Here is a 19,495-nt window from a genome sequence, read left to right as displayed (position 1 = left end):
TGTGAGAGTAGGTCATCGCCAAGCATTTATTTAGAGAAACCCCGGTTACTACGTAGCCGGGGTTTTTTGCGTCTGGGATTTAGGTTTTGGCCTGCGAATGGCGGGACGATGTGGCGGTTTTATTCTGTGTAGTCTGCGCTGTTAGTTGGGGTGATGGATGCGTTTATGTTTCAATTTTTGTTATGATTAGCTAACTTCGTTTTATGCTCAAGGTGATTTCCTTTTTGATTTAATTGGTTATCGTTACCTTGTTTTTTTTGGAGCTGACTGGATTATAAATGTCTTTTTAAGTCCCGTTGGCTACATGGACCACGAGTATTCTGAATGCTAAATATAGCTGCATTTACCTTTAAGTATGATCATATTGAAGATCGTATTTTGATGGTTGGCAATTTAAATAATGATCAGCAACGTGTCGATTTTTGGCTGACCCGTAAGCTTGTATTGCGTCTTTTGTCTGCGGCGTCGGGCTTAATTGAGAAAACCTCGAGTGATATTGCTGGAGCACCGGTACAGCTTAAGTCTGATCTTGCTCAGTTTCATCATGAAAGTGCGCGACAGGGTTTGCAGGTTGAGCCGGAAAGTGAAGATCTGAAGGCGGAGAGCGCGTCGCTGTTATGTCGATTAGATGTTAGTCACCAAGCGGGGCGTTATCGTATATTGTTTTTTGTTAATGATGAAAGCCCGTTGGCGGCCAGTATTTTGACGTACGATGAGTTGCATCAGATGCTTCATCTTATTCATCGTGGGTCTTTAGCTTTAGAGTGGGGGGCTGATTCTCAGTTGTTTGCGCCTGAAGGGTCTTCCTCATCTGTGACTTTGCAATAGTTTATGCATTTACCTAAGCCTTTTGTTGCGCGAGGCTCGCGTGTGCTTCGTTGTCGGTCGTGTCTGCTGGCCGCTCATGTCTGTATCTGCGATTTTAAGACCTCTTATCAGTCTGCCGCTCAATTCTTTTTGCTTATGCACCATAATGAGGGCTTTAAGCCGACCAATACAGGGCGTTTAATCGAGGATTGCATTGCTGATACACGGCGCTTTGAATGGTCTAGAACGGCGCCGTCTGACGCGCTGATAAGTGCGATCACAGATGAGTCTATAGACCCTTATATCGTTTTCCCTGAGGGGGAAGGGTATGAAGGTCGAATGGTTGAGTACGTGCCTAAAGCAGGAAAGCGCCCCGTGTTCATCTTGTTAGATGGAACCTGGCGTCAGGCTAGACGGATGTTCCGTCTTAGTCGCTATCTTGACCATTTGCCGGTTATACAGCCGAATGTGGTGGTATCGTCCAGTTATCATTTACGTAAAGCTGCGGTTGATGGTCAGCTGTGTACGGCTGAAGTTGCCGCACTGATGTTGCGGCAAGTTGAAGATAATGTCGGGGCTAATATCCTGTCGGCCTACTATTCCATTTTTAATGATCATTATAAAGCGGCTCGTCTGAGTCGTCCTTTAGATGATCAGTCAGCGGCTAAACTATTCTTGCGGGGCTTAGCGTCTGATTAGCTTTCTAGCCAGAATGTTACGGGCCCATCATTGGTTAAATTAACCTGCATATCAGCGCCAAAGCGCCCTGTAGCAACGGTTGGGTGTAACACCTTAGCTTGATCTACAAAGTAATTGTAGAGCGTCTCCCCCAGCTGAGGAGGGGCAGCGGATGAGAAGCTGGGGCGTAAGCCTTTCTTTGTATCAGCAGCAAGGGTGAATTGAGAGACTATAAGTAATCCGCCTTGGCTTTGTTGGAGGTTCAGGTTCATCTTACCTTCGTTATCTGAAAATATTCTGTAGGCTAAGATCTTTTTCAGCAGTTTGTCCGCGGATTGCTCTGTGTCCTCTTTCTCTACGCCTAATAAGAGTAATATCCCTTGCTGAATTTCGCCGACAGAAACGTCATTAATATCAACTGATGCAGAGCTTACCCGCTGTATGAGTGCTTTCATGTTTACGATTAATTCCTTGTTTAAGCACGTGAAAGAACGAAATTATCTGTCGCCTTAATTAGGTTATCTGTAATGCCTTTTTCAAAGGCGGAATGTCCCGCATCTCGCACAATATGAAACTCTGAGTTGGGTAGTTTGTCGTGGAGCGCTTGTGCTTGCTCTATGGGGCAGACCATGTCGTACCGACCATGGACAATGGTTGTTTTAATATGTTGAATTCGATCACAGTTATTAAGTATCTGGTTTTCATCAATGAAAGCCTGATTGATAAAGTAATGTGCTTCAATTCTTGCCATGGCGAGTGCGAAATGAGGGGCGGAAAAGTGATCAACGAGGTCAGCGTTTGGGTCAATGGTGGAGCAGCGGCCCTCCCAGACAGACCATGCTTTTGCTGCGGACATGCGTGCAATCTCATTATCAGAGGTGAGGCGTTTATGGTATGCGCTTAGCATGTCGTGGCGTTCGGCTAGGGGGATAGGGTGTTGGTACTCTTTCCAGTAATCGGGAAAAATGGCGCTGGCACCCTGTTGATAGAACCAGTCAATATCTTGCTTTCGGCATAAAAATATACCGCGCAAGATAAGTCCTAATACCTTTTCTGGAAAGGCTTGGGCATAGAGTAGGCTTAACGTTGATCCCCATGAACCACCAAACAGTAACCATTGATCGATGGAGAGGTGCTCTCTGATCTTTTCCATGTCATCGAGCAGTGTCGCTGTCGTATTGTTGTGTAGTTCGGAGTGGGGTGTTGAACGACCGCATCCACGCTGATCGAATAGTATGATTCGATATTTTTCTGGGTTAAAAAAACGACGATGTGCCGAGCTGGTTCCGCCGCCGGGGCCTCCGTGAATAAACACAACAGGGATCCCTTTAGGGTTTCCGCTTTCTTCAATATAAAGGGTGTGGAGGTCATCTACGTTGAGATGAAGCTTGTTGTAGGAGCTGATGTCGGGGTACAGGGTGCGCATTGTGTCTCCGCTGTGTTTTGCTGTATGTACAGCAGTATAAAGAGGAGAGAGAAGGCAATCTACGCTGAAATGAAAAAAGGCAGCCTAGTGGGCTGCCTTTTTGGGATCAAAACTACTTGCTTTTAGAGCGTTTACGCTCGTTTTCTTTTAGTAGTTTCTTACGTAGGCGAATGAAGTTAGGTGTTACTTCAACTAACTCATCATCTTCGATGAAATCCAATGCTTGCTCAAGTGTGAACCGTACTGGAGGTGTTAATTGAATGTTTTCATCCGTGCCTGACGCACGTACGTTGGTAAGCTGTTTACCTTTAATCGGGTTAACGGCTAAGTCGTTACTGCGGCTATGAATACCCAGTAACATACCTTCGTACACTTCAATGTTAGGTTCAACACAGAGGCGGCCACGTTCTTGCAAGTTCCATAGGGAGTAAGCAAGGGCTTTACCGGTAACCATGGATACAAGCACACCGTTGGAACGGCTTGCAACGTCACCGTCTTTGACGGGGCCGTAATGGTCAAATGTAGAGGTCATGATGCCGGTTCCTGATGTCATTGTCAGGAACTGAGAGCGGAAACCAATTAGACCGCGTGATGGAATCATGAAGGTTAGACGAACACGTCCACCATCTACTTCCATGTTAGTCATGTCGCCTCTACGTTTGCCTAGCTCTTCAATAATAGAGCCTTGATGTTGGTCTTCAACATCAATCATTACATTCTCGTAGGGTTCTTGGATTTCGCCATCGATCTCTTTTTGAACTACTTCTGGTCGAGATACACCTAGCTCAAAGCCTTCACGACGCATTGTTTCTATCAATACAGATAGATGTAGCTCGCCTCGGCCTGATACTTTAAATTTCTCAGGTGTTTCGCCATCTTCAACGCGAAGGGCAACGTTGTGGATAAGTTCACGTTCTAGGCGCTCTTTAATATTACGGCTAGTAACGAATTTACCATCTTGGCCTGCAAATGGAGAATCGTTTACCTGGAACGTCATAGATACGGTAGGTTCGTCGACGCTAAGTGCTGGCAACGCTTCAACTTGCTCTGGATCACATAAGGTATCTGAGATATTTAGTTCATCGATGCCTGTTACGCAGATGATGTCGCCTGCTGTAGCGCTATCAACATCTACACGCTCTAGTCCATGGTAACCCATGATTTTTAGAATGCGTCCGCTGCGTATTTTACCTTCACGGTCGATGACTTTTACTTGCGTATTCGTCTTGATAGTACCGCGAGAAACACGACCTATGCCGATAACGCCAAGGTAACTATTATAGTCTAGGGCTGAAATCTGCATCTGCAGAGGGCCGTCAATATCAACCTTTGGTGGGTTAACATGTTCAACAACCGCTTCAAATAGAGGTGTCATATCGTCAGACATTGAATCAGGTTCAAGGCCAGCGATACCGTTTAGTGCTGATGCATAAACGATAGGGAAATCAAGTTGTTCATCGGTAGCACCTAGGCTATCAAATAGATCAAATACTTGATCGACAACCCAGTCTGGACGCGCGCCAGGGCGGTCGACTTTGTTGATAACAACTATAGGGCGAAGACCTTGGTCAAATGCTTTCTGAGTCACAAAACGGGTTTGCGGCATCGGGCCATCTACCGCGTCTACCAATAGGCATACACAGTCAACCATGGAAAGTACGCGTTCAACTTCTCCACCGAAGTCAGCGTGTCCAGGAGTATCTACGATGTTGATGCGGTAGTCGTTCCATTTAATGGCAGTATTCTTTGCCAGAATGGTAATGCCGCGCTCTTTCTCCTGATCATTGGAGTCCATGATGCGCTCAGTACCTTCATCACGACGACCCAATGTGCCCGATTGGGAAAGCAGCTTATCAACCAAAGTAGTTTTACCATGGTCAACGTGCGCAATGATGGCGATATTTCTTAGCTTTTCAATCACGTGTGTATACCTGTGAGATATTTTTTTGCGAATGCGGAATTATACGGATTTGTGCGAAAAATGCCGCATATTTCTTAGACAAAAGTGAGTTAAAGGGTGTTTTTGTATTGATAATGGGATCTATGCAGGTGTCTATCTGCTTATCTGTGTCTAAAACTATGGTTTAGGCTAGGTTTTTACATATCCGTTGGAGTATGATTGCAAGGGCAAGAATCATAGTGGATGTTCAATTTAATTGTTACTTGCACCAATGTAGTGCGCAGCCTGAAAAGATGGCTTATTTTGGTGCGCTTGGCTTTTTGTTATTTCGCTGTAATGCCAGCAATAGCGGGAAGGTTATGGGAATAATCTTCTGGCATATTACTTGCTTGAATTCTCGCCGATATTATAAATTTGATTTCTCAAGGTTGAACTAATCTCAACCTGGTAATTACAACGTGGAGAAAGTCACATGTCAGAGAAGACTCTGAATCTGATCAAAGAAAGCGAAGCTAAGTGGATCGATATGCGTTTCACTGATTCTCATGGTAAAGAGCAGCACGTCACTATTCCTGTTTCCGATATGGGTGATGACTTCTTTGAAGAAGGCAAAATGTTCGATGGTTCTTCCATTTCTGGTTGGAAGGGCATCAATGAATCTGACATGATTCTTATGCCTGATGACAGTGCTTCTGTTCTGGATCCGTTCTCTGAATCTACAACAATTATCGTACGTTGCGACATCGTTGAGCCTGCTACAGGTCAAGGTTATGAGCGCGACCCTCGTTCTGTTGCTAAGCGTGCAGAAGAGTACCTAAAATCTACAGGCATTGCTGATACTGCAATGTTTGGCCCTGAGCCAGAATTCTTTGTATTCGATGCTGTTAAATGGCACGCTGATATCAGTGGTTGTGGATACTCTATTGAATCTGAAGAAGCATCTTGGTCTTCAAGCCACAGCATTGAAGGCGGAAACACAGGTCACCGTCCACGTGTTAAAGGCGGTTACTTCCCTGTGCCACCTATTGATTCCTTGCATGACCTACGTGGCGCTATGTGTGACGCGATGGAAGCAATGGATCTTCATATTGAAGTACATCACCACGAAGTGGCAACAGCAGGTCAGTGTGAAATTGGCGTAGGTCCAAACACACTAACGGCTAAAGCGGATGAAGTGCAGATTCTTAAGTATTGCGTGCATAACGTTGCGCATGCTTACGGAAAAACAGCTACGTTCATGCCTAAGCCTCTTGTTGGTGATAACGGTTCTGGTATGCACGTTCACATGTCTCTTTCTAAAGACGGTGTTAACTTGTTTGCTGGTGATGCGTATGCGGGCATGAGTGAAATGTCGCTTTACTACATTGGCGGCATCATCAAGCACGCTAAGGCATTGAATGCGTTGACTAACTCCTCAACTAACGCTTACAAGCGTCTAGTACCAGGATTTGAAGCGCCAGTAATGCTTGCGTACTCTGCACGTAACCGTTCTGCGTCTATCCGTATTCCTTACGTGACTAATCCGAAAGCACGTCGTGTTGAAACGCGTTTCCCTGATCCATCTGCTAACCCATACTTGTGCTTCGCTGCATTGATGATGGCTGGCCTAGACGGTATCCAAAACAAGATTCACCCTGGCGATGCTGCAGATAAAGATCTATATGATCTACCTGCTGAAGAAGCGGCTGAAATTCCAACGGTTGCTAGTTCTTTGGAAGAAGCACTTAATGCACTGGACGAAGATCGTGAATTCTTGACTAAAGGCAACGTATTTACTGATGACATGATTGATGCATTCATCGGCCTTAAACGTGAAGAAGTTGAGAAAGTTAACATGACAACTCACCCAGTTGAGTTTGATCTGTACTACTCTGTATAAGTTAGCTCTTCGCTGAAAAAGCCTCCCTTGTGGAGGCTTTTTTGTGCCTGATCGCTGGTGAATCGTGTGCTGTGTGAGGTTTGGCTTGGGGGCAATTGAGCGGGATTGAGTGTGTGTGAAGGGGGCTGCTCTAAGGGGGTATTTTTGTTTGCACTATTGTGGTGCGTAATTTTGTGAATAGGCTAGACTAATAATAATTTAGATAGCGTAATAGTGCGTCCTGTGGCTGTTTTTTAATATTAGCCAAACTTGGTTTGCTTTTTGCAGTACTAACGTTACGGATATTGAGTGCAGGCTAATGTTAAAAACAGAATTACATAAACAGATTTTAGAAAACCTCTCCACCGCGGTTGTCTTGTTAGATGAAACCATGGTGGTTGAGTATGTTAACCCCGCAGCAGAGATGTTGCTGGAGGCGAGCATGCGCCGTCTGAGTCAGCTTAATATCGCTGAGTGGTTTGCCTTGTGTACAGTGGAGCAGAAAGATCTGCAGGAGTGTTTAGCGACAGGTCACCCGTACACACATAGGGAGGCCAAAATTGTTACCTTAAGTGGCGCAACCCTCACGGTAGATTACAGTATTAACCCGTTGATTACGCCTCAAGGACAGCAGCTCTTGATTGAGATTGAATCAAGAGATCGTTTGATGCGTATTGAGCGAGAAGAGGATCTACTCACGCAGCATGATACTGCACGTTCATTAGTGCGTGGACTTGCGCATGAGATTAAAAATCCACTCGGTGGTATTCGTGGTGCGGCGCAGCTGCTTGAGCGGGAACTGCATGACCCTAGTTTACATGATTATACTCAGGTCATTATTGAGGAGGCGGACCGCCTACGTAACCTTGTGGATCGATTATTAGGCCCTAGAAAATTACCTAATATGAAGCAGGTTAATATTCATGCCATTTTAGAACGGGTGTGCCATTTAATTGAAGCTGAAACTAAAGGAGAGATCGTTCTCCAGCGAGATTACGATCCGAGTATCCCAGAGCTAACAGGGGATGCTGAGCAGTTAATTCAAGCGGTACTTAATATTCTACGTAATAGTATGCAGGCCATACAAAGCGCAGATGTTGGGGTGCCGACGATCAAAATTAAAACGCGCGCTTTCCGACAGGTTACCTTAGGTTCGGAGAAGCACCGTTTGGTCTGTAGTGTCGAAATTATTGATAACGGCCCCGGCATTCCAGAAGATATCCTCAGTAAAATATTTTATCCCATGGTAAGTGGGCGTGCTGAAGGAACCGGGCTAGGGCTATCCATTGCCCAATCAATTATTAATCAACATCAAGGACTGATTGAGTGTGAAACGCGCCCTGGTGAAACAAGATTTCAACTATTAATCCCTTTGGAGCTGAACAATGAATCTGCCATGTAAAATTTGGATTGTTGATGATGATAGGTCAATTCGTTGGGTCCTAGAGAAAGCGCTATCTGCAGAGGGTTTGTATACAGAGGCTTTTGAAACTGCAGATTCATTGCTATCAAGGTTAAGTAAAGATACACCCGATGCGATTATCAGTGATATTCGTATGCCTGGGACTGATGGTTTGCAGATGTTGGAGCGTATACAAGAAACGCATCCTGAGGTACCCATTATTATTATGACAGCGCACTCTGATTTGGAGTCCGCTGTAGCGTCTTATCAAGGGGGGGCTTTTGAGTACCTTCCTAAACCATTTGATGTGGACGATGCGGTTGCATTAGCCAAGCGAGCGCTAGCGCATGCTATTGAACAGCGTCAGCAGGTTGCTGAGCAGGTACTTGAAGACAGCACTGAAATTATTGGCGAGGCGCCTGCAATGCAGGAGGTTTTCCGCGCGATAGGGCGATTATCGCAATCCAATATTACCGTACTGATTAATGGTGAATCGGGTACCGGTAAAGAATTGGTTGCCCATGCTTTGCATAAGCATAGCCCAAGACGAGATCGACCTTTTATTCCTTTAAACATGGCTGCGATTCCCCATGACTTAATTGAGTCTGAGTTGTTTGGTCATGAAAAAGGTGCTTTCACGGGCGCTGCGGCTGCACGTCGTGGACGTTTTGAACAAGCCGATGGTGGTACGCTCTTTCTCGATGAGATTGGTGATATGCCTGCGGATGCGCAAACGCGCCTGCTGCGAGTATTGGCCGACAGCGAGTTTTATCGTGTCGGTGGGCATACGGCGGTTAAAGTGGATGTGCGCATTATTGCAGCAACCCATCAGAATTTAGAGAAATTGGTGGAAGAGGGGCGTTTTCGCGAGGATTTATTCCATCGTTTGAATGTTATTCGTGTTCACCTTCCAACACTGTCGCAGCGTAGAGAAGATATACCGCGTCTGGCGAGACACTTTTTGCAAACGTCGGCTGAAGAGTTGAATGTTGAGCCAAAGATCCTCAATGGGGATACCGAAAGTTACATATGTAACTTAGCGTGGCCGGGGAATGTTAGACAGCTTGAAAATACCTGTCGCTGGTTGACAGTAATGGCGACCGGTCGGGAAGTGCTGGTTGATGACCTGCCCCCTGAGTTAATGGAGCAGGCCGGTGGCGAAAAAATTGCTGGCAGCAATTGGGAGCAATCTTTACGTAACTGGGCGGATCAGCAACTGAGTTTAGGACAGCGTAACCTGTTAGATTCTGCTGTACCCGCATTTGAAAAAATCATGATAGAAACAGCCCTAAAACACACGGCAGGGCGTCGGCGTGATGCTTCAGAATTACTGGGGTGGGGGCGTAATACCTTAACGCGGAAAATTAAAGAATTGGGTATGGATGACGAGAAAGAGGATTCGCAAGACAGTGCGGCTTAGGCTCACTTTGCCTAATTACTTATCTCCTTTGTAGTTTCCTATATAATCCCTGCACTTTAAACGGTGCGGGGATTTTTTTGTGTTGCATGCCACCGTTGAAGTAATCGATTGATGCAGGGTCAATAATTTGAAATGGATCATTCGAATGATTGAGTGCATCTTTATCAGGTAGAGTCGCTAGAACATACCTATTCGAGATAGCTCCAGCCTTTGTCTAACGCTACACTAAGGCTTAGGTTCTTAATTAAAATTTTAGAGTTACTACATGTCTAATGAAAACAGCTCGGCTCACATGTCCGATATAGATGCTCAACAGGGTATAATCGGTTTGCATGTCGTACTTTTTGAACCGGAAATTCCACCGAATACGGGTAATATTATTCGCTTGTGTGCTAATACAGGCGTTCATCTCCATTTGGTCGAGCCGCTAGGGTTTGAGATTGATGATAAGCGCTTACGTCGTGCGGGCTTGGACTACCATGAGTTTGCGGCATTGAAGGTTCATAAAGACCTTGAAAGCTGTTTGGCTGAGATCCAACCGCGAAAAGTGTGGGCGCTGACAACGAAAGGCCGTCGTACGCACGTGGAGGCAGACTTTGCTGAAGGGGATGTGCTGTTGCTTGGGCCAGAAACAAGGGGTTTACCTGTTGATGTGCGTGAGGCGCTGCCGGAAGATCAATGGATTAAATTGCCCATGATGGCCGATAGCCGTAGTCTTAACCTGTCCAATGCCTGTGCTGTGGTTGTATATGAAGCTTGGCGTCAGTTGGGCTTTCCCGGTGCGGTGGATTAATTCATTATCGTCATTTGATACAGCCTTGCGTGGTGGAGTTGCCCTATGCAGCATGCTTTTATTCTCACTAAGATTGAATCCTATGTGACTGAGTGTGACGGTCAGGTGTTTCGTCTTGGCCTGCTTGATTATTGTCATCGTGATATTTCAGTACTAGGAAGTGCTGAGCAACAGATTAATATCATGGCGATTCAAAATCAGCACTTTCCTATTGTTGTTCTATCGGATCAGGTAGTACAACGCACCGATGAGCGGGTTGAGATACCGGCCACCGCGTTAGTCAGTATTGTGCCTATCGCCGCAATGACGATGCAGGGTGTGATTGATGCGGGCAAAGCGGAAGAAATTCTTCAAAGCCTTTCTTTAAAATCATGTTAGAATGCGAAAATTTGATTAATTAGTGAGCAGTGGTTGAGTGCTTTTAGGTTTTTACATGATTAAACGCTTTTTATCTTTTTTGACGCTAGTGATGCTGTTATCTATCCCGCTACCTACAGTGGCGGCGGGTGTAAATGCTGACGTTAAAAGTGTATGCCAAGCGGTTGGGCGTAAGCTAGCGAGCGTTTCGACTAAAGAGTGCTTGAGCCATCACTATAATGAACCCCGTTATTTTTCGGTTAATGGTCATGCTATTTTAGAAACGCACTTTCCAGCTAATGAAGGGGATGAGAGCGCGCCGCGTATTTTATTTATAGGGGGTATTCATGGGGATGAGTATTCCAGCGTAAGTGTGACCTTTAAATGGCTAAATACACTACAAAAACACCATAGTGGTCGCTTCGATTGGTATTTTTTACCGGTGCTTAATCCCGATGGTTTATTGCAACGTAAATCAACCCGCGTAAATGCCAATAAGGTCGATTTAAATCGTAACTTTATACCGGCACCGGAGTTTCCCGAGCCGTTAGTGCACTGGCAAAAGCAGGCTAAAAAGCGTTTACGTTATTATCCTGGCCATCAGCCGTTAAGTGAGCCGGAAAGCCGCGTGATACATGAGTTGATTGATAGCTACCAACCCTCTGTTATCGTTTCGGTCCATGCGCCCCATGGTATTTTGGACTTTGATGGGGGTATTCAGCCGCCGAGAAAGTTAGGGCCTTTACAGTTGCGTCAGTTAGGAACGTACCCCGGCTCGTTAGGGAATTATGGCTGGTTTGTTAAAAATATTCCTGTGGTGACTATTGAGCTGCCTTATGCGGGGATTATGCCTAAGCCGAGAGATATTGACAAAATGTGGACAGATCTTGTCGGTTGGCTTAATTATAAAGTGAAGCGTCAGTCAGCGGCGGTTGCGACGGTGGGAGGCGAAGCGGGTCTGTAGCGCTTATTAAAGATAAAAAAAGAGCCTTAATTGAGATTAAGGCTCTTTTTTTTATGGCGCAACTAAAACTTAGTGCTGTGCTTCTTCTGTTACTTCTTGCTGTGCTTGTGCCATCTGTTGTGCATATAGCGCATCAAAATTTACAGGGGCTAACATCAGTGCAGGGAAGCTTGCTTTGATAACCATGGCATCAATTGCTTCACGTGCATAAGGAAACAGAATGCCAGGGCAAAATGCGCCAAGTGTATGGTGCATCTCTTGCTCACCTAGACCAGAGATAGCGAAGATACCTGCTTGCTGTAACTCAACCAAAAATGCAGTTTTATCATCGTTTTTAACTGTTACTGTCAGTGTTAGCACAACTTCAAATGCATTTTCACCCACTTGATTGGTTTGAGTGTTCATCTCTAAACCAACTTCTGGCTGCCATGGGCTCATGAAGATAGCAGGTGAATTTGGAGACTCAAAAGAAGCGTCTTTTATATACACACGCTGAACCGCAAATTGTGGTCCTTGTTCTTCTTGTGGTGCAGTGTTCTGTTCGTTATCAGCCATGTTAATTCCTTTGCATTTTATAGTTAGTTGGCGTTTAAAAGTTCATCTAATTTGCCTTGGCGCTCAAGAAAAAATATCTCATCGCAGCCACCAATGGGCTTATCGCCAATGAAAATTTGTGGAACAGTACGTGCACCACTTAATTTCGTCATCTCTTGGCGTTTAGCTTGATCGCCATCCACTTTGATTTCGGTGTACTCAATACTTTTATGTTCGAGTAGTTTTTTTGCACGAATACAGAAGGGGCACCATTGAGTTGTGTAAATCGTTACCTTATTCATAGGGCTCACTTAATGATGGGAAGGCTTTGGCTCTTCCATTCAGTCATGCCGCCGGATAAACGCACTGCATTTTCAAATCCTGCTGCTTTCAATGTACGCGTCGCTGACGCAGCGGCTTGACCTAAATTACATACAACGATTACGGGTCTTTGCTGGTACTTGGAGAGCTCATCTATTCTGCGATCAAGATCTGAAAGCGGAATGTGTTTTGCGCCCGTAATGTGGCCAGTAGCCCATTCTTTTTTCGGACGGATATCAATGACGACCGCATCTTCTTTGTTAATTAGGTTCGTCGCTTGGGCGGGGGTTACTGCTTTACCCGCTTTGCTGCGCTCATAAAAAAGAAACATACCTAGGGTTAAAACCCAAGCTGCAACCATCAGAGGGTGGTTGCTGATAAATTCGATAAATTGGTCCATTACGTATCCAGATGAGGCCGCTTAAGTTCGGGCCGATAAAAAACTAAGGATGCTATTGATCCACGATAAGTGGGCAATAGTATACCTTGCGTTTTTTGACGGTATAAGGGGATATATAAAGGAAAATGTCTAATTTTGATTATTTATTGCTTTCATTTTCTTCATTCGTAGCGTTGTTGGGGCTTTCACAGTAAAATTATCGCCCATTTCATAATAGTTAATTACAGAATTCAGCAGATATGACACAAAAACGCGCAACGAAAGCACTGATTATTCTTGATGGTTATGGCGTTGAAAGTTCAGAGTCATCCGCTATCCAAGCAGCGAATACACCGGTTTGGGATAAGCTGTTATCAGAGAATCCTAATTCAAGAATCCAAACATCGGGTCTTGCGGTGGGTCTACCCGATGGTCAGATGGGTAACTCTGAAGTTGGCCACATGAACATTGGTGCGGGACGAATTGTTTACCAAAACTTTACCCGTATCTCTAAAGCGATTAAAGATGGCGACTTTTTCCAGAACAGTGCATTAACTAAAGGAATGGATGCGGCGATCTCCGCGGGTAAAGCTGTCCATATTCTGGGCTTGCTTTCGCCAGGTGGTGTACATAGCCATGAAAAGCATATCCTTGCATTGGTTGAAATGGCTGTTCAGCGGGGCGCTAAACAGGTTTATATACACGCCATATTAGATGGGCGCGATATGCCACCCCGTTCAGCTAAAGCGTCGATAGAGTTAACGGAAGCGAAGCTTGCCGCCTTAGGTGTAGGCGCTATAGCATCGGTTGTTGGACGTTATTTTAGTATGGATCGTGATAACCGCTGGGACCGTGTGCAGCTGGGCTATGATGCAATGACATCAGATAAGGCACCGTGCACGGGACATTCAGCCTTAGAAGCACTTTCTGCGGCTTATGCGCGTGATGAAAACGATGAGTTTGTTCAGGCAACGGTGATTACAGATGATAACGGTGTTGCTGTAGGTCCCGTGAGTGATGGTGATACGGTTATTTGTGCTAACTTCCGTCCAGACCGCGCCCGCGAAATTACGCGTGCCTTCACTGAAGGGGATAGTTTTACTGGATTTGAGCGGGCAAAACGGCCTGAATTAGCGAGTTTTGTGACATTGACGCAATATGCGGCTGATATTGCTGCGGACTGTGCTTACCCTCCACAAAAAATCACTAATGATCTAGGTGAGTATTTATCAGGGTTAGGTAAAACTCAGTTGCGTATCGCCGAAACTGAAAAATATGCACACGTGACCTTCTTCTTTAATGGTGGAGAGGAAAACGAATACCCAGGGGAAGATCGTATTCTGGTCCCTTCTCCTGATGTTGCAACCTATGATCTTCAGCCAGAGATGAGCGCTCCAGAAGTGACCGCTAAGCTAGTTGAAGCGATTAGAAGTGGCAAATATGATCTGATTGTGTGTAATTTTGCCAATGGTGACATGGTTGGTCATACCGGCAAATTTGATGCAGCCGTAAAAGCCTGTGAAGTGCTCGATGAGAGTGTGAAACAAGTGCTTGCCGCGTTAGCCGAGGTGGATGGTGAGGCCTTGATTACCGCAGATCATGGTAATGTGGAGTTGATGGTGAATCCTGAAACAGGTCAACCGCATACTTCCCATACAAACTGGCCCGTTGCACTGATCTATGATGGCCCACGTAAAGGTAGTTTAACCTTAGCGGATGGCGCATTATGTGATTTGGCGCCGACCTTATTGGCGATGATGGATATTGAGCCGCCGGCCGAGATGGATGGCCACTCATTGGCATCGTTTTAAGTTGTAATTGAAAAAAGGGATAAAATATTATCCCTTTTTCTTTAGAAAATTATATGTTGCGCGTTCTTTTTATTATTAGTTCTTTGGTCTGTTGTGGACTCTTCTCTTCGGTGCTTCAAGCAGCCGACAAACAAGCTTTGACTGAAAAACAGATCAAACAGCTTTCTTCTCGTATCAGCACCCTGCAAACCAATCTACGCAAACAAGAAGGCGAGTCTCGTCAATTGAGTAGCGAGCTACGCAAAAGTGAAGTGGAGATCGGTAAGCTTGCCCGCCAAATTCAAGTCTTAGACAAGCAGTTGAGTGGTTTAGGCGAGCATGCGGATGATTTAGAAGAGAAAAGAGATGCGTTAAAAGCTGAGTTGAAAAAACGAGCGGCGTTAATTGAACAGCAAATTACTCAGCAATACAAAATGGGTAATCAAGCAAGGTTGCAGTTGTTGTTAACGCAACGGGACCCAGAAACGTTGGATCGTATGATTCGTTACTATGATTTTATTAACGATGAACTGCGTAATGATATGCAGACGTTTTCTCAGAAATTAACCTTATTAAGCGGCACTGAACGTGAGTTGACAGATACCGAGCAGAAAATGGTGTCAAAGCGAGAAGCGTTGAAGAAAGAGGTTGTTGCGTTGCGGGCGTCACGCAGCCAGCGAGAAAAAACCTTAGCGCAGTTACGAAAAACCCTATCTTCGGATGAAGATCGGCTTAAGCAGTTGAAATTGGACCAAAAAAGATTGCAGGCGGTGTTGCGAGAAATCGAGAAAAGCCTCAACTTTTCCAGTTTAGTGAAAGACGATAAAAAGTTTGCGCAGCTTAAGGGTAAGTTGCCTTGGCCGTTAAAAGGTAGGGTGAAGCAGACTTTTGGTTCTGTCCGTAATAATATCCGTTATGATGGGATATGGATTAACGCGAATGAAGCCTCGCCAGTTAAAGCGGTGCACCATGGCCGTGTTGTATTTTCTGATTGGTTGCGTGGTTACGGTTTAGTGTTGATCATTGATCATGGTTCTGGCTATATGAGTCTTTATGGCTACAACCAGAGTTTGTTGCTTGATACTGGCGATTGGGTTTCAGTGGGCGATACGGTGGCAACTGTTGGTAATAGCGGTGGCCACGAAGCGAGTGGGCTTTATTTTGCGGTACGTTACAAAGGTAAGCCCAGTGACCCTAAGCGGTGGCTTAGTCGATAATTGATAAGGGAATGATTATGAAGTCAGTGTTTCTCTCTGGCGCGTTGAAAAACAGTCTTATAAGCATAGCGCTCAGTGGGTGTTTATCATTATCGGCTACTGCAGCCGACACCCCTGTTCCTGATGCTGAAACGATTAAAAACGAAAAAACACTACCGCTCGATGAGTTGCGGTTATTCACTGAAGTGTTTCAGCGTATTAAATCATCCTATGTGGAACCGGTGGATGATGCGCAATTATTAGAAGATGCCCTGCGCGGTATGATTGCTGGGCTGGACCCTCATTCTGCTTATTTAGAGCCGAGTGAATTTGAAAACCTTCAAGCCCATACCAGTGGCGAGTTTGGGGGCTTAGGTATAGAGGTCGGTATTGAGGATGGCTTTGTGCGAGTTATCACGCCGATTGATGATACCCCCGCTCAACGGGCCGGTGTAAAAGCAGGCGATTTAATTACTAAGCTTGATGACCATGCGGTTCAAGGTATGGATTTGAGTAAAGCGGTTGAATTGATGCGGGGCAAGCCGGGCAGCAAAATTATTTTAACGGTTGTGCGTGAAGGTGAAGAGAAGCCACTAGAGATCGAAGTGGTACGCGATATTATTCAGGTCGCAAGTGTTAGAAGCCGGATGCTTGATGAGAATATTGCGTATTTACGCGTGTCTCAATTTCAGGTTGATTCAGGTAAAGAAGTTAATAAACACCTGAAGCGTTTAATGAAGAATGATTTGAAAGGCGTTGTGCTGGACTTGCGCAATAACCCTGGAGGCGTGCTTCAGGCCGCGGTTGATATAGGGGATACCTTTTTAAGTGATGGACTTATTGTCTATACAAAAGGGCGTATGCCTGATTCGGAGCAGCGATTTGGTGCAACCAGCGATACGTTGGTGCCGGACCTGCCGATGGTTGTATTGATTAATGGTGGCTCGGCTTCGGCGTCAGAGATTGTCGCGGGAGCGCTGCAAGATCAGAAACGAGCGATTATTATGGGCTTGCCTAGTTTCGGTAAAGGATCGGTTCAAACGGTATTGCCGTTAACGAAAGAGCGGGCGTTAAAGCTGACCACTGCGCGTTATTACACGCCGGCGGGACGCTCCATCCAAGCGCAAGGGATTAAACCTGATATTGAAGTTAAGGATGCGGAAATAACGCTTCGAAATGATAGCTATGAGTTTCTAAAAGAGAGTGATTTAAACGGTCATTTAGAGAACAGTAATGAGGGTAAGGCGGATACGTCTAACGCTGATTCGACCGATCTGGCTGCGAGAGATTACCAGCTCTATGAAGCGCTGAATCTATTAAAAGCTATTGTTATCGTACAGAAATAACGATGGGCATCGTTAATAGATTTTTACTGCTAACGCTCTGCATCTTACCTTCGTGTTTTGTTGTACGGGCGTTTGCGGATCAGACGTTTATTAACGAACAGCCTGTTATGGCGATTATCATTGATGATATTGGTGATAACCGAAGCAAGGGCTTAGCGGCGATTGATTTGCCCGGCGCCCTTACTTACGCTTTTCTTCCCCATACGCCGTACTCGTTTGAGTTGGCCCAAAGGGCTCACGACTTGGGGAAAGAGGTTATTCTCCATGCGCCGATGGAGAATAAAGCGGGGTTGCGTTTAGGCCCCGGCGCACTTACCCAGCAGCACAGCTCCCAGAAGTTAAGCCAGATTCTAAATGGTAATCTCGATGCAATTCCTTATGCGGTGGGTATGAACAACCACATGGGAAGCCTGCTAACGGAAGATCGGCAGAAAATGGATGACGTGATGTCGATTGTCCGTCAGCGAAATTTGTTTTTTCTAGACAGCGTCACCACCCCTAATACCGTCGCGTGGAAAGCCGCTCAAGATCAAGGGGTTCCGTTTTTAGTTCGCGATGTTTTTTTGGATAATCAGCCGCGTCGTGATTATATCCATAACCAGTTCAAACAGGCGTTAAGCTTAGCGGTAACGCAAGGCCATGCGGTTGTTATTGGCCACCCTTACCCTGAAACCATCGCTTACTTATCCGAGGTGCTGCCTATTTTGGCTCATCTGGAAGTTAAGTTGGTGACGGCCTCTGAGCTTTTAAGTTTACGAGCCCAGCCTAGTTTAGTTGTTGCGCATCAACCTCAGCGGGAGCCACTGTGTGGTGATAAAACACTCGAGTGCGGATCAGCCGCGCGAACAATCAAACAGTAGATAGAATGAGCACGCCGTCGGTAATCAGTTTAATGCCGACGATGATCGTGAGCGCCTCAAAAGCGCGCTTAACTAGTGTGTTCCCTTGGGTGATGGCCAAGTGCGCACCAAGGTATGACCCCGCTGTTGCACCTATCAATAATGCAGCCAGCCACTCCCAGCGAGGGGCTTGCTGAAGCGACACGGTGATCGCACCGGCAGAATTCCAAAAAAGCCCGACTAAGATTAAGACGTAAGTCACGGCTGTTTTATAATCTAACCCAAACCATCGCACGAGCCAGAGGGTAACAAACAGTCCTGTGCCTGAGGTTAATGAACCATTCAATATACCGATCATGAAAAGAATTAAACCGCCAATAATCATGCCGCGGCGGTCTCTGTTTTTCGGCTCAGCAGTTAAACCTAGTGAGCCTTTTAAAATGGAATAGATACCTAAGCTTGAGGTGAGAATGCCTAAGCTAAAAATAGTCCAGCCTTCCGGTATAGTTAAAATAATATCCGCGCCGAGTATCACGCCGGGTAGTCCACATAAAAGAACAAAACCACAGAATCGGTAGTCTAAGTTGCCTTCTTTCATATGACGAAGTGTGGCGCCGATGCCGAGTGCAACACTGGCAATCTTATGGGTAGCAAGGGCGGTATTAAAGCTTAACCCTAAAAAGAGTAGAACGGGGAGCTGAAGCAGGCCAGCGCCACCTCCTGCCATTGCTGACAAGGTGTTAGCGACTAAAGACAGAAGCAGTAGGGTGCCTTGCTCTATTATCATGTCCATGGGCGTTATCGTGTGTGGCCGTGTAGTAATGTGTGGAGTTGGATGAAAAAAGGGAGATTCTCATCTCCCTTTTTTGTCGATCGTTGATCGCTTAAACGTTGCGAAAAATCCCTTCAGCTAAGCGAGGCCATTGTTCCTGCCACTGCTCCGTTGGTTTTTTTCGGAAATCGCTACGGACAAATTGTCTCACTTTTCCTTCGGCGGCGGATAGCATTAGGTTTGCTGAGGCGCCTGCGGTGGTATGTGTGCGTAAACCATTCTTGACTTCAGCTTCACGTAAGATCTGTTTGAGCTGAGTTTCTAGGCGTTCAAAAAATTGGTTAATACGTTGACGTAATCGATCCGTTTCGCCGGCGAGGGCTTCGCCGGTTAAGATGCGAGCCATGCCCGGATTGCGTTCTACAAAGGCAAGCATGAGGGTAAGTACTTGCTCACATTGTTTTATGCCGTCGCCTTCCACCTGAGTGATAACGGTCACACGGCTGAAAACCGTATCTTCAATAAAACCAATTAACCCCTCAAACATCCGCGCTTTACTGGGGAAGTGGCGGTAAAGTGCGGCTTCGGAGACACCGACCTCTTTGGCCAGTGCTGCGGTTGTTATTTTTTGTCCCGGGCTTTCAAGCATGTGAGCTAGAGATTGTAGAATTTGCTCACGACGAGAAATTTTTTCATTGTCGCTCATGGTATTG

20 protein-coding genes are annotated in these 19,495 nt (G+C 45.7%); 12 read left to right on the top strand and 8 right to left on the bottom strand.

Going from position 1 to position 19,495, the window contains the following annotated elements; genetic code table 11:
• The first annotated feature begins 324 nt into the window (after positions 1-324).
• A complete protein-coding gene (locus A3773_RS15740; RefSeq protein ID WP_067988078.1) occupies positions 325-828 on the top strand; it encodes a hypothetical protein in 504 nt (167 codons plus the stop codon).
• Between the two features lie 3 nt (positions 829-831).
• Positions 832-1,506 carry a tRNA-uridine aminocarboxypropyltransferase gene (locus A3773_RS15735; protein ID WP_067988074.1) on the top strand — a complete coding sequence of 225 codons (675 nt, stop codon included), beginning with the start codon at positions 832-834 and terminating at the stop codon, positions 1,504-1,506.
• Here the strand turns inward: A3773_RS15735 and dtd are convergent.
• The 3 genes from dtd to typA form a co-directional block, all read right to left on the bottom strand.
• On the bottom strand, positions 1,503-1,940 hold the full coding sequence (gene dtd / locus A3773_RS15730) for a D-aminoacyl-tRNA deacylase (protein ID WP_067988071.1): 438 nt from the start codon (positions 1,938-1,940) through the stop codon (positions 1,503-1,505). The two genes, A3773_RS15735 and dtd, sit on opposite strands and share 4 nt — an antisense overlap.
• A gap of 20 nt (positions 1,941-1,960) precedes the next feature.
• Positions 1,961-2,911 carry a prolyl aminopeptidase gene (gene pip, locus A3773_RS15725; protein WP_067988066.1) on the bottom strand — a complete coding sequence of 317 codons (951 nt, stop codon included), beginning with the start codon at positions 2,909-2,911 and terminating at the stop codon, positions 1,961-1,963.
• 112 nt (positions 2,912-3,023) lie between these two features.
• Positions 3,024-4,832 carry a translational GTPase TypA gene (typA, locus tag A3773_RS15720; protein WP_067988064.1) on the bottom strand — a complete coding sequence of 603 codons (1,809 nt, stop codon included), beginning with the start codon at positions 4,830-4,832 and terminating at the stop codon, positions 3,024-3,026.
• 451 nt (positions 4,833-5,283) lie between these two features.
• Between typA and glnA the strand changes: the two genes are divergently transcribed.
• The 6 genes from glnA to A3773_RS15690 all read left to right on the top strand — a co-directional run bounded on the left by glnA (position 5,284) and on the right by A3773_RS15690 (position 11,605).
• Positions 5,284-6,690: a glutamate--ammonia ligase gene (gene glnA / locus A3773_RS15715; protein ID WP_067988060.1), complete on the top strand. Its 1,407-nt coding sequence runs from the start codon at positions 5,284-5,286 to the stop codon at positions 6,688-6,690.
• 298 nt (positions 6,691-6,988) lie between these two features.
• Positions 6,989-8,071, top strand: a complete 1,083-nt coding sequence (glnL, locus tag A3773_RS15710; protein ID WP_067988057.1) for a nitrogen regulation protein NR(II) — start codon at positions 6,989-6,991, stop codon at positions 8,069-8,071.
• Positions 8,055-9,491, top strand: coding sequence for a nitrogen regulation protein NR(I) (gene glnG / locus A3773_RS15705; protein ID WP_067988054.1), 1,437 nt, complete (start codon positions 8,055-8,057; stop codon positions 9,489-9,491). The genes glnL and glnG overlap by 17 nt, the downstream gene beginning before the upstream one ends.
• A gap of 292 nt (positions 9,492-9,783) precedes the next feature.
• On the top strand, positions 9,784-10,284 hold the full coding sequence (trmL, locus tag A3773_RS15700) for a tRNA (uridine(34)/cytosine(34)/5-carboxymethylaminomethyluridine(34)-2'-O)-methyltransferase TrmL (RefSeq protein WP_067988088.1): 501 nt from the start codon (positions 9,784-9,786) through the stop codon (positions 10,282-10,284).
• Positions 10,285-10,329: 45 nt separating this feature from the next.
• The gene (locus tag A3773_RS15695) at positions 10,330-10,662 is read left to right on the top strand and encodes a hypothetical protein (RefSeq protein ID WP_067988050.1); all 333 of its coding nucleotides are present in this window, start codon (positions 10,330-10,332) and stop codon (positions 10,660-10,662) included.
• 55 nt (positions 10,663-10,717) lie between these two features.
• On the top strand, positions 10,718-11,605 hold the full coding sequence (locus A3773_RS15690) for a M14 family zinc carboxypeptidase (RefSeq protein ID WP_067988047.1): 888 nt from the start codon (positions 10,718-10,720) through the stop codon (positions 11,603-11,605).
• Between the two features lie 69 nt (positions 11,606-11,674).
• On the opposite strand, the gene secB is transcribed toward A3773_RS15690, so the two are convergent.
• The 3 genes from secB to A3773_RS15675 are packed head-to-tail and all read right to left on the bottom strand — an operon-like array spanning position 11,675 to position 12,860.
• Positions 11,675-12,160, bottom strand: a complete 486-nt coding sequence (gene secB, locus A3773_RS15685; RefSeq protein WP_067988045.1) for a protein-export chaperone SecB — start codon at positions 12,158-12,160, stop codon at positions 11,675-11,677.
• 23 nt (positions 12,161-12,183) lie between these two features.
• Positions 12,184-12,441, bottom strand: a complete 258-nt coding sequence (grxC, locus tag A3773_RS15680; RefSeq protein WP_067988042.1) for a glutaredoxin 3 — start codon at positions 12,439-12,441, stop codon at positions 12,184-12,186.
• Positions 12,442-12,446: 5 nt separating this feature from the next.
• Entirely contained in the window at positions 12,447-12,860 is a 414-nt protein-coding gene (locus tag A3773_RS15675) for a rhodanese-like domain-containing protein (RefSeq protein ID WP_067988039.1), read from the bottom strand.
• A 239-nt stretch (positions 12,861-13,099) separates the two neighbouring features.
• Between A3773_RS15675 and gpmI the strand changes: the two genes are divergently transcribed.
• Genes gpmI through A3773_RS15655 form a run of 4 tightly spaced genes read left to right on the top strand, consistent with a single transcriptional unit; the run spans position 13,100 to position 18,031 of the window.
• Entirely contained in the window at positions 13,100-14,650 is a 1,551-nt protein-coding gene (gpmI, locus tag A3773_RS15670) for a 2,3-bisphosphoglycerate-independent phosphoglycerate mutase (protein WP_067988037.1), read from the top strand.
• A 53-nt stretch (positions 14,651-14,703) separates the two neighbouring features.
• Positions 14,704-15,846: a murein hydrolase activator EnvC family protein gene (locus A3773_RS15665; protein ID WP_067988032.1), complete on the top strand. Its 1,143-nt coding sequence runs from the start codon at positions 14,704-14,706 to the stop codon at positions 15,844-15,846.
• 17 nt (positions 15,847-15,863) lie between these two features.
• Entirely contained in the window at positions 15,864-17,171 is a 1,308-nt protein-coding gene (locus A3773_RS15660; protein WP_067988029.1) for a S41 family peptidase, read from the top strand.
• A gap of 2 nt (positions 17,172-17,173) precedes the next feature.
• Positions 17,174-18,031: a divergent polysaccharide deacetylase family protein gene (locus A3773_RS15655; protein WP_067988026.1), complete on the top strand. Its 858-nt coding sequence runs from the start codon at positions 17,174-17,176 to the stop codon at positions 18,029-18,031.
• Here the strand turns inward: A3773_RS15655 and A3773_RS15650 are convergent.
• Together A3773_RS15650 and slmA are read right to left on the bottom strand one after the other, a co-directional pair.
• Positions 18,021-18,803 carry a sulfite exporter TauE/SafE family protein gene (locus A3773_RS15650; RefSeq protein WP_082800657.1) on the bottom strand — a complete coding sequence of 261 codons (783 nt, stop codon included), beginning with the start codon at positions 18,801-18,803 and terminating at the stop codon, positions 18,021-18,023. The genes A3773_RS15655 and A3773_RS15650 overlap by 11 nt on opposite strands.
• A gap of 91 nt (positions 18,804-18,894) precedes the next feature.
• The gene (gene slmA, locus A3773_RS15645) at positions 18,895-19,488 is read right to left on the bottom strand and encodes a nucleoid occlusion factor SlmA (protein WP_067988020.1); all 594 of its coding nucleotides are present in this window, start codon (positions 19,486-19,488) and stop codon (positions 18,895-18,897) included.
• Positions 19,489-19,495 lie beyond the last annotated feature (7 nt).

The sequence above is a fragment of the Neptuniibacter pectenicola genome (assembly GCF_001597735.1).
In the GTDB taxonomy this organism is placed as follows: Bacteria; Pseudomonadota; Gammaproteobacteria; order Pseudomonadales; family Balneatricaceae; genus Neptuniibacter; species Neptuniibacter pectenicola.
The sequence above is the reverse complement of the archived record's forward strand: the minus strand, read 5'-3'. Positions and strand labels throughout refer to the sequence as shown.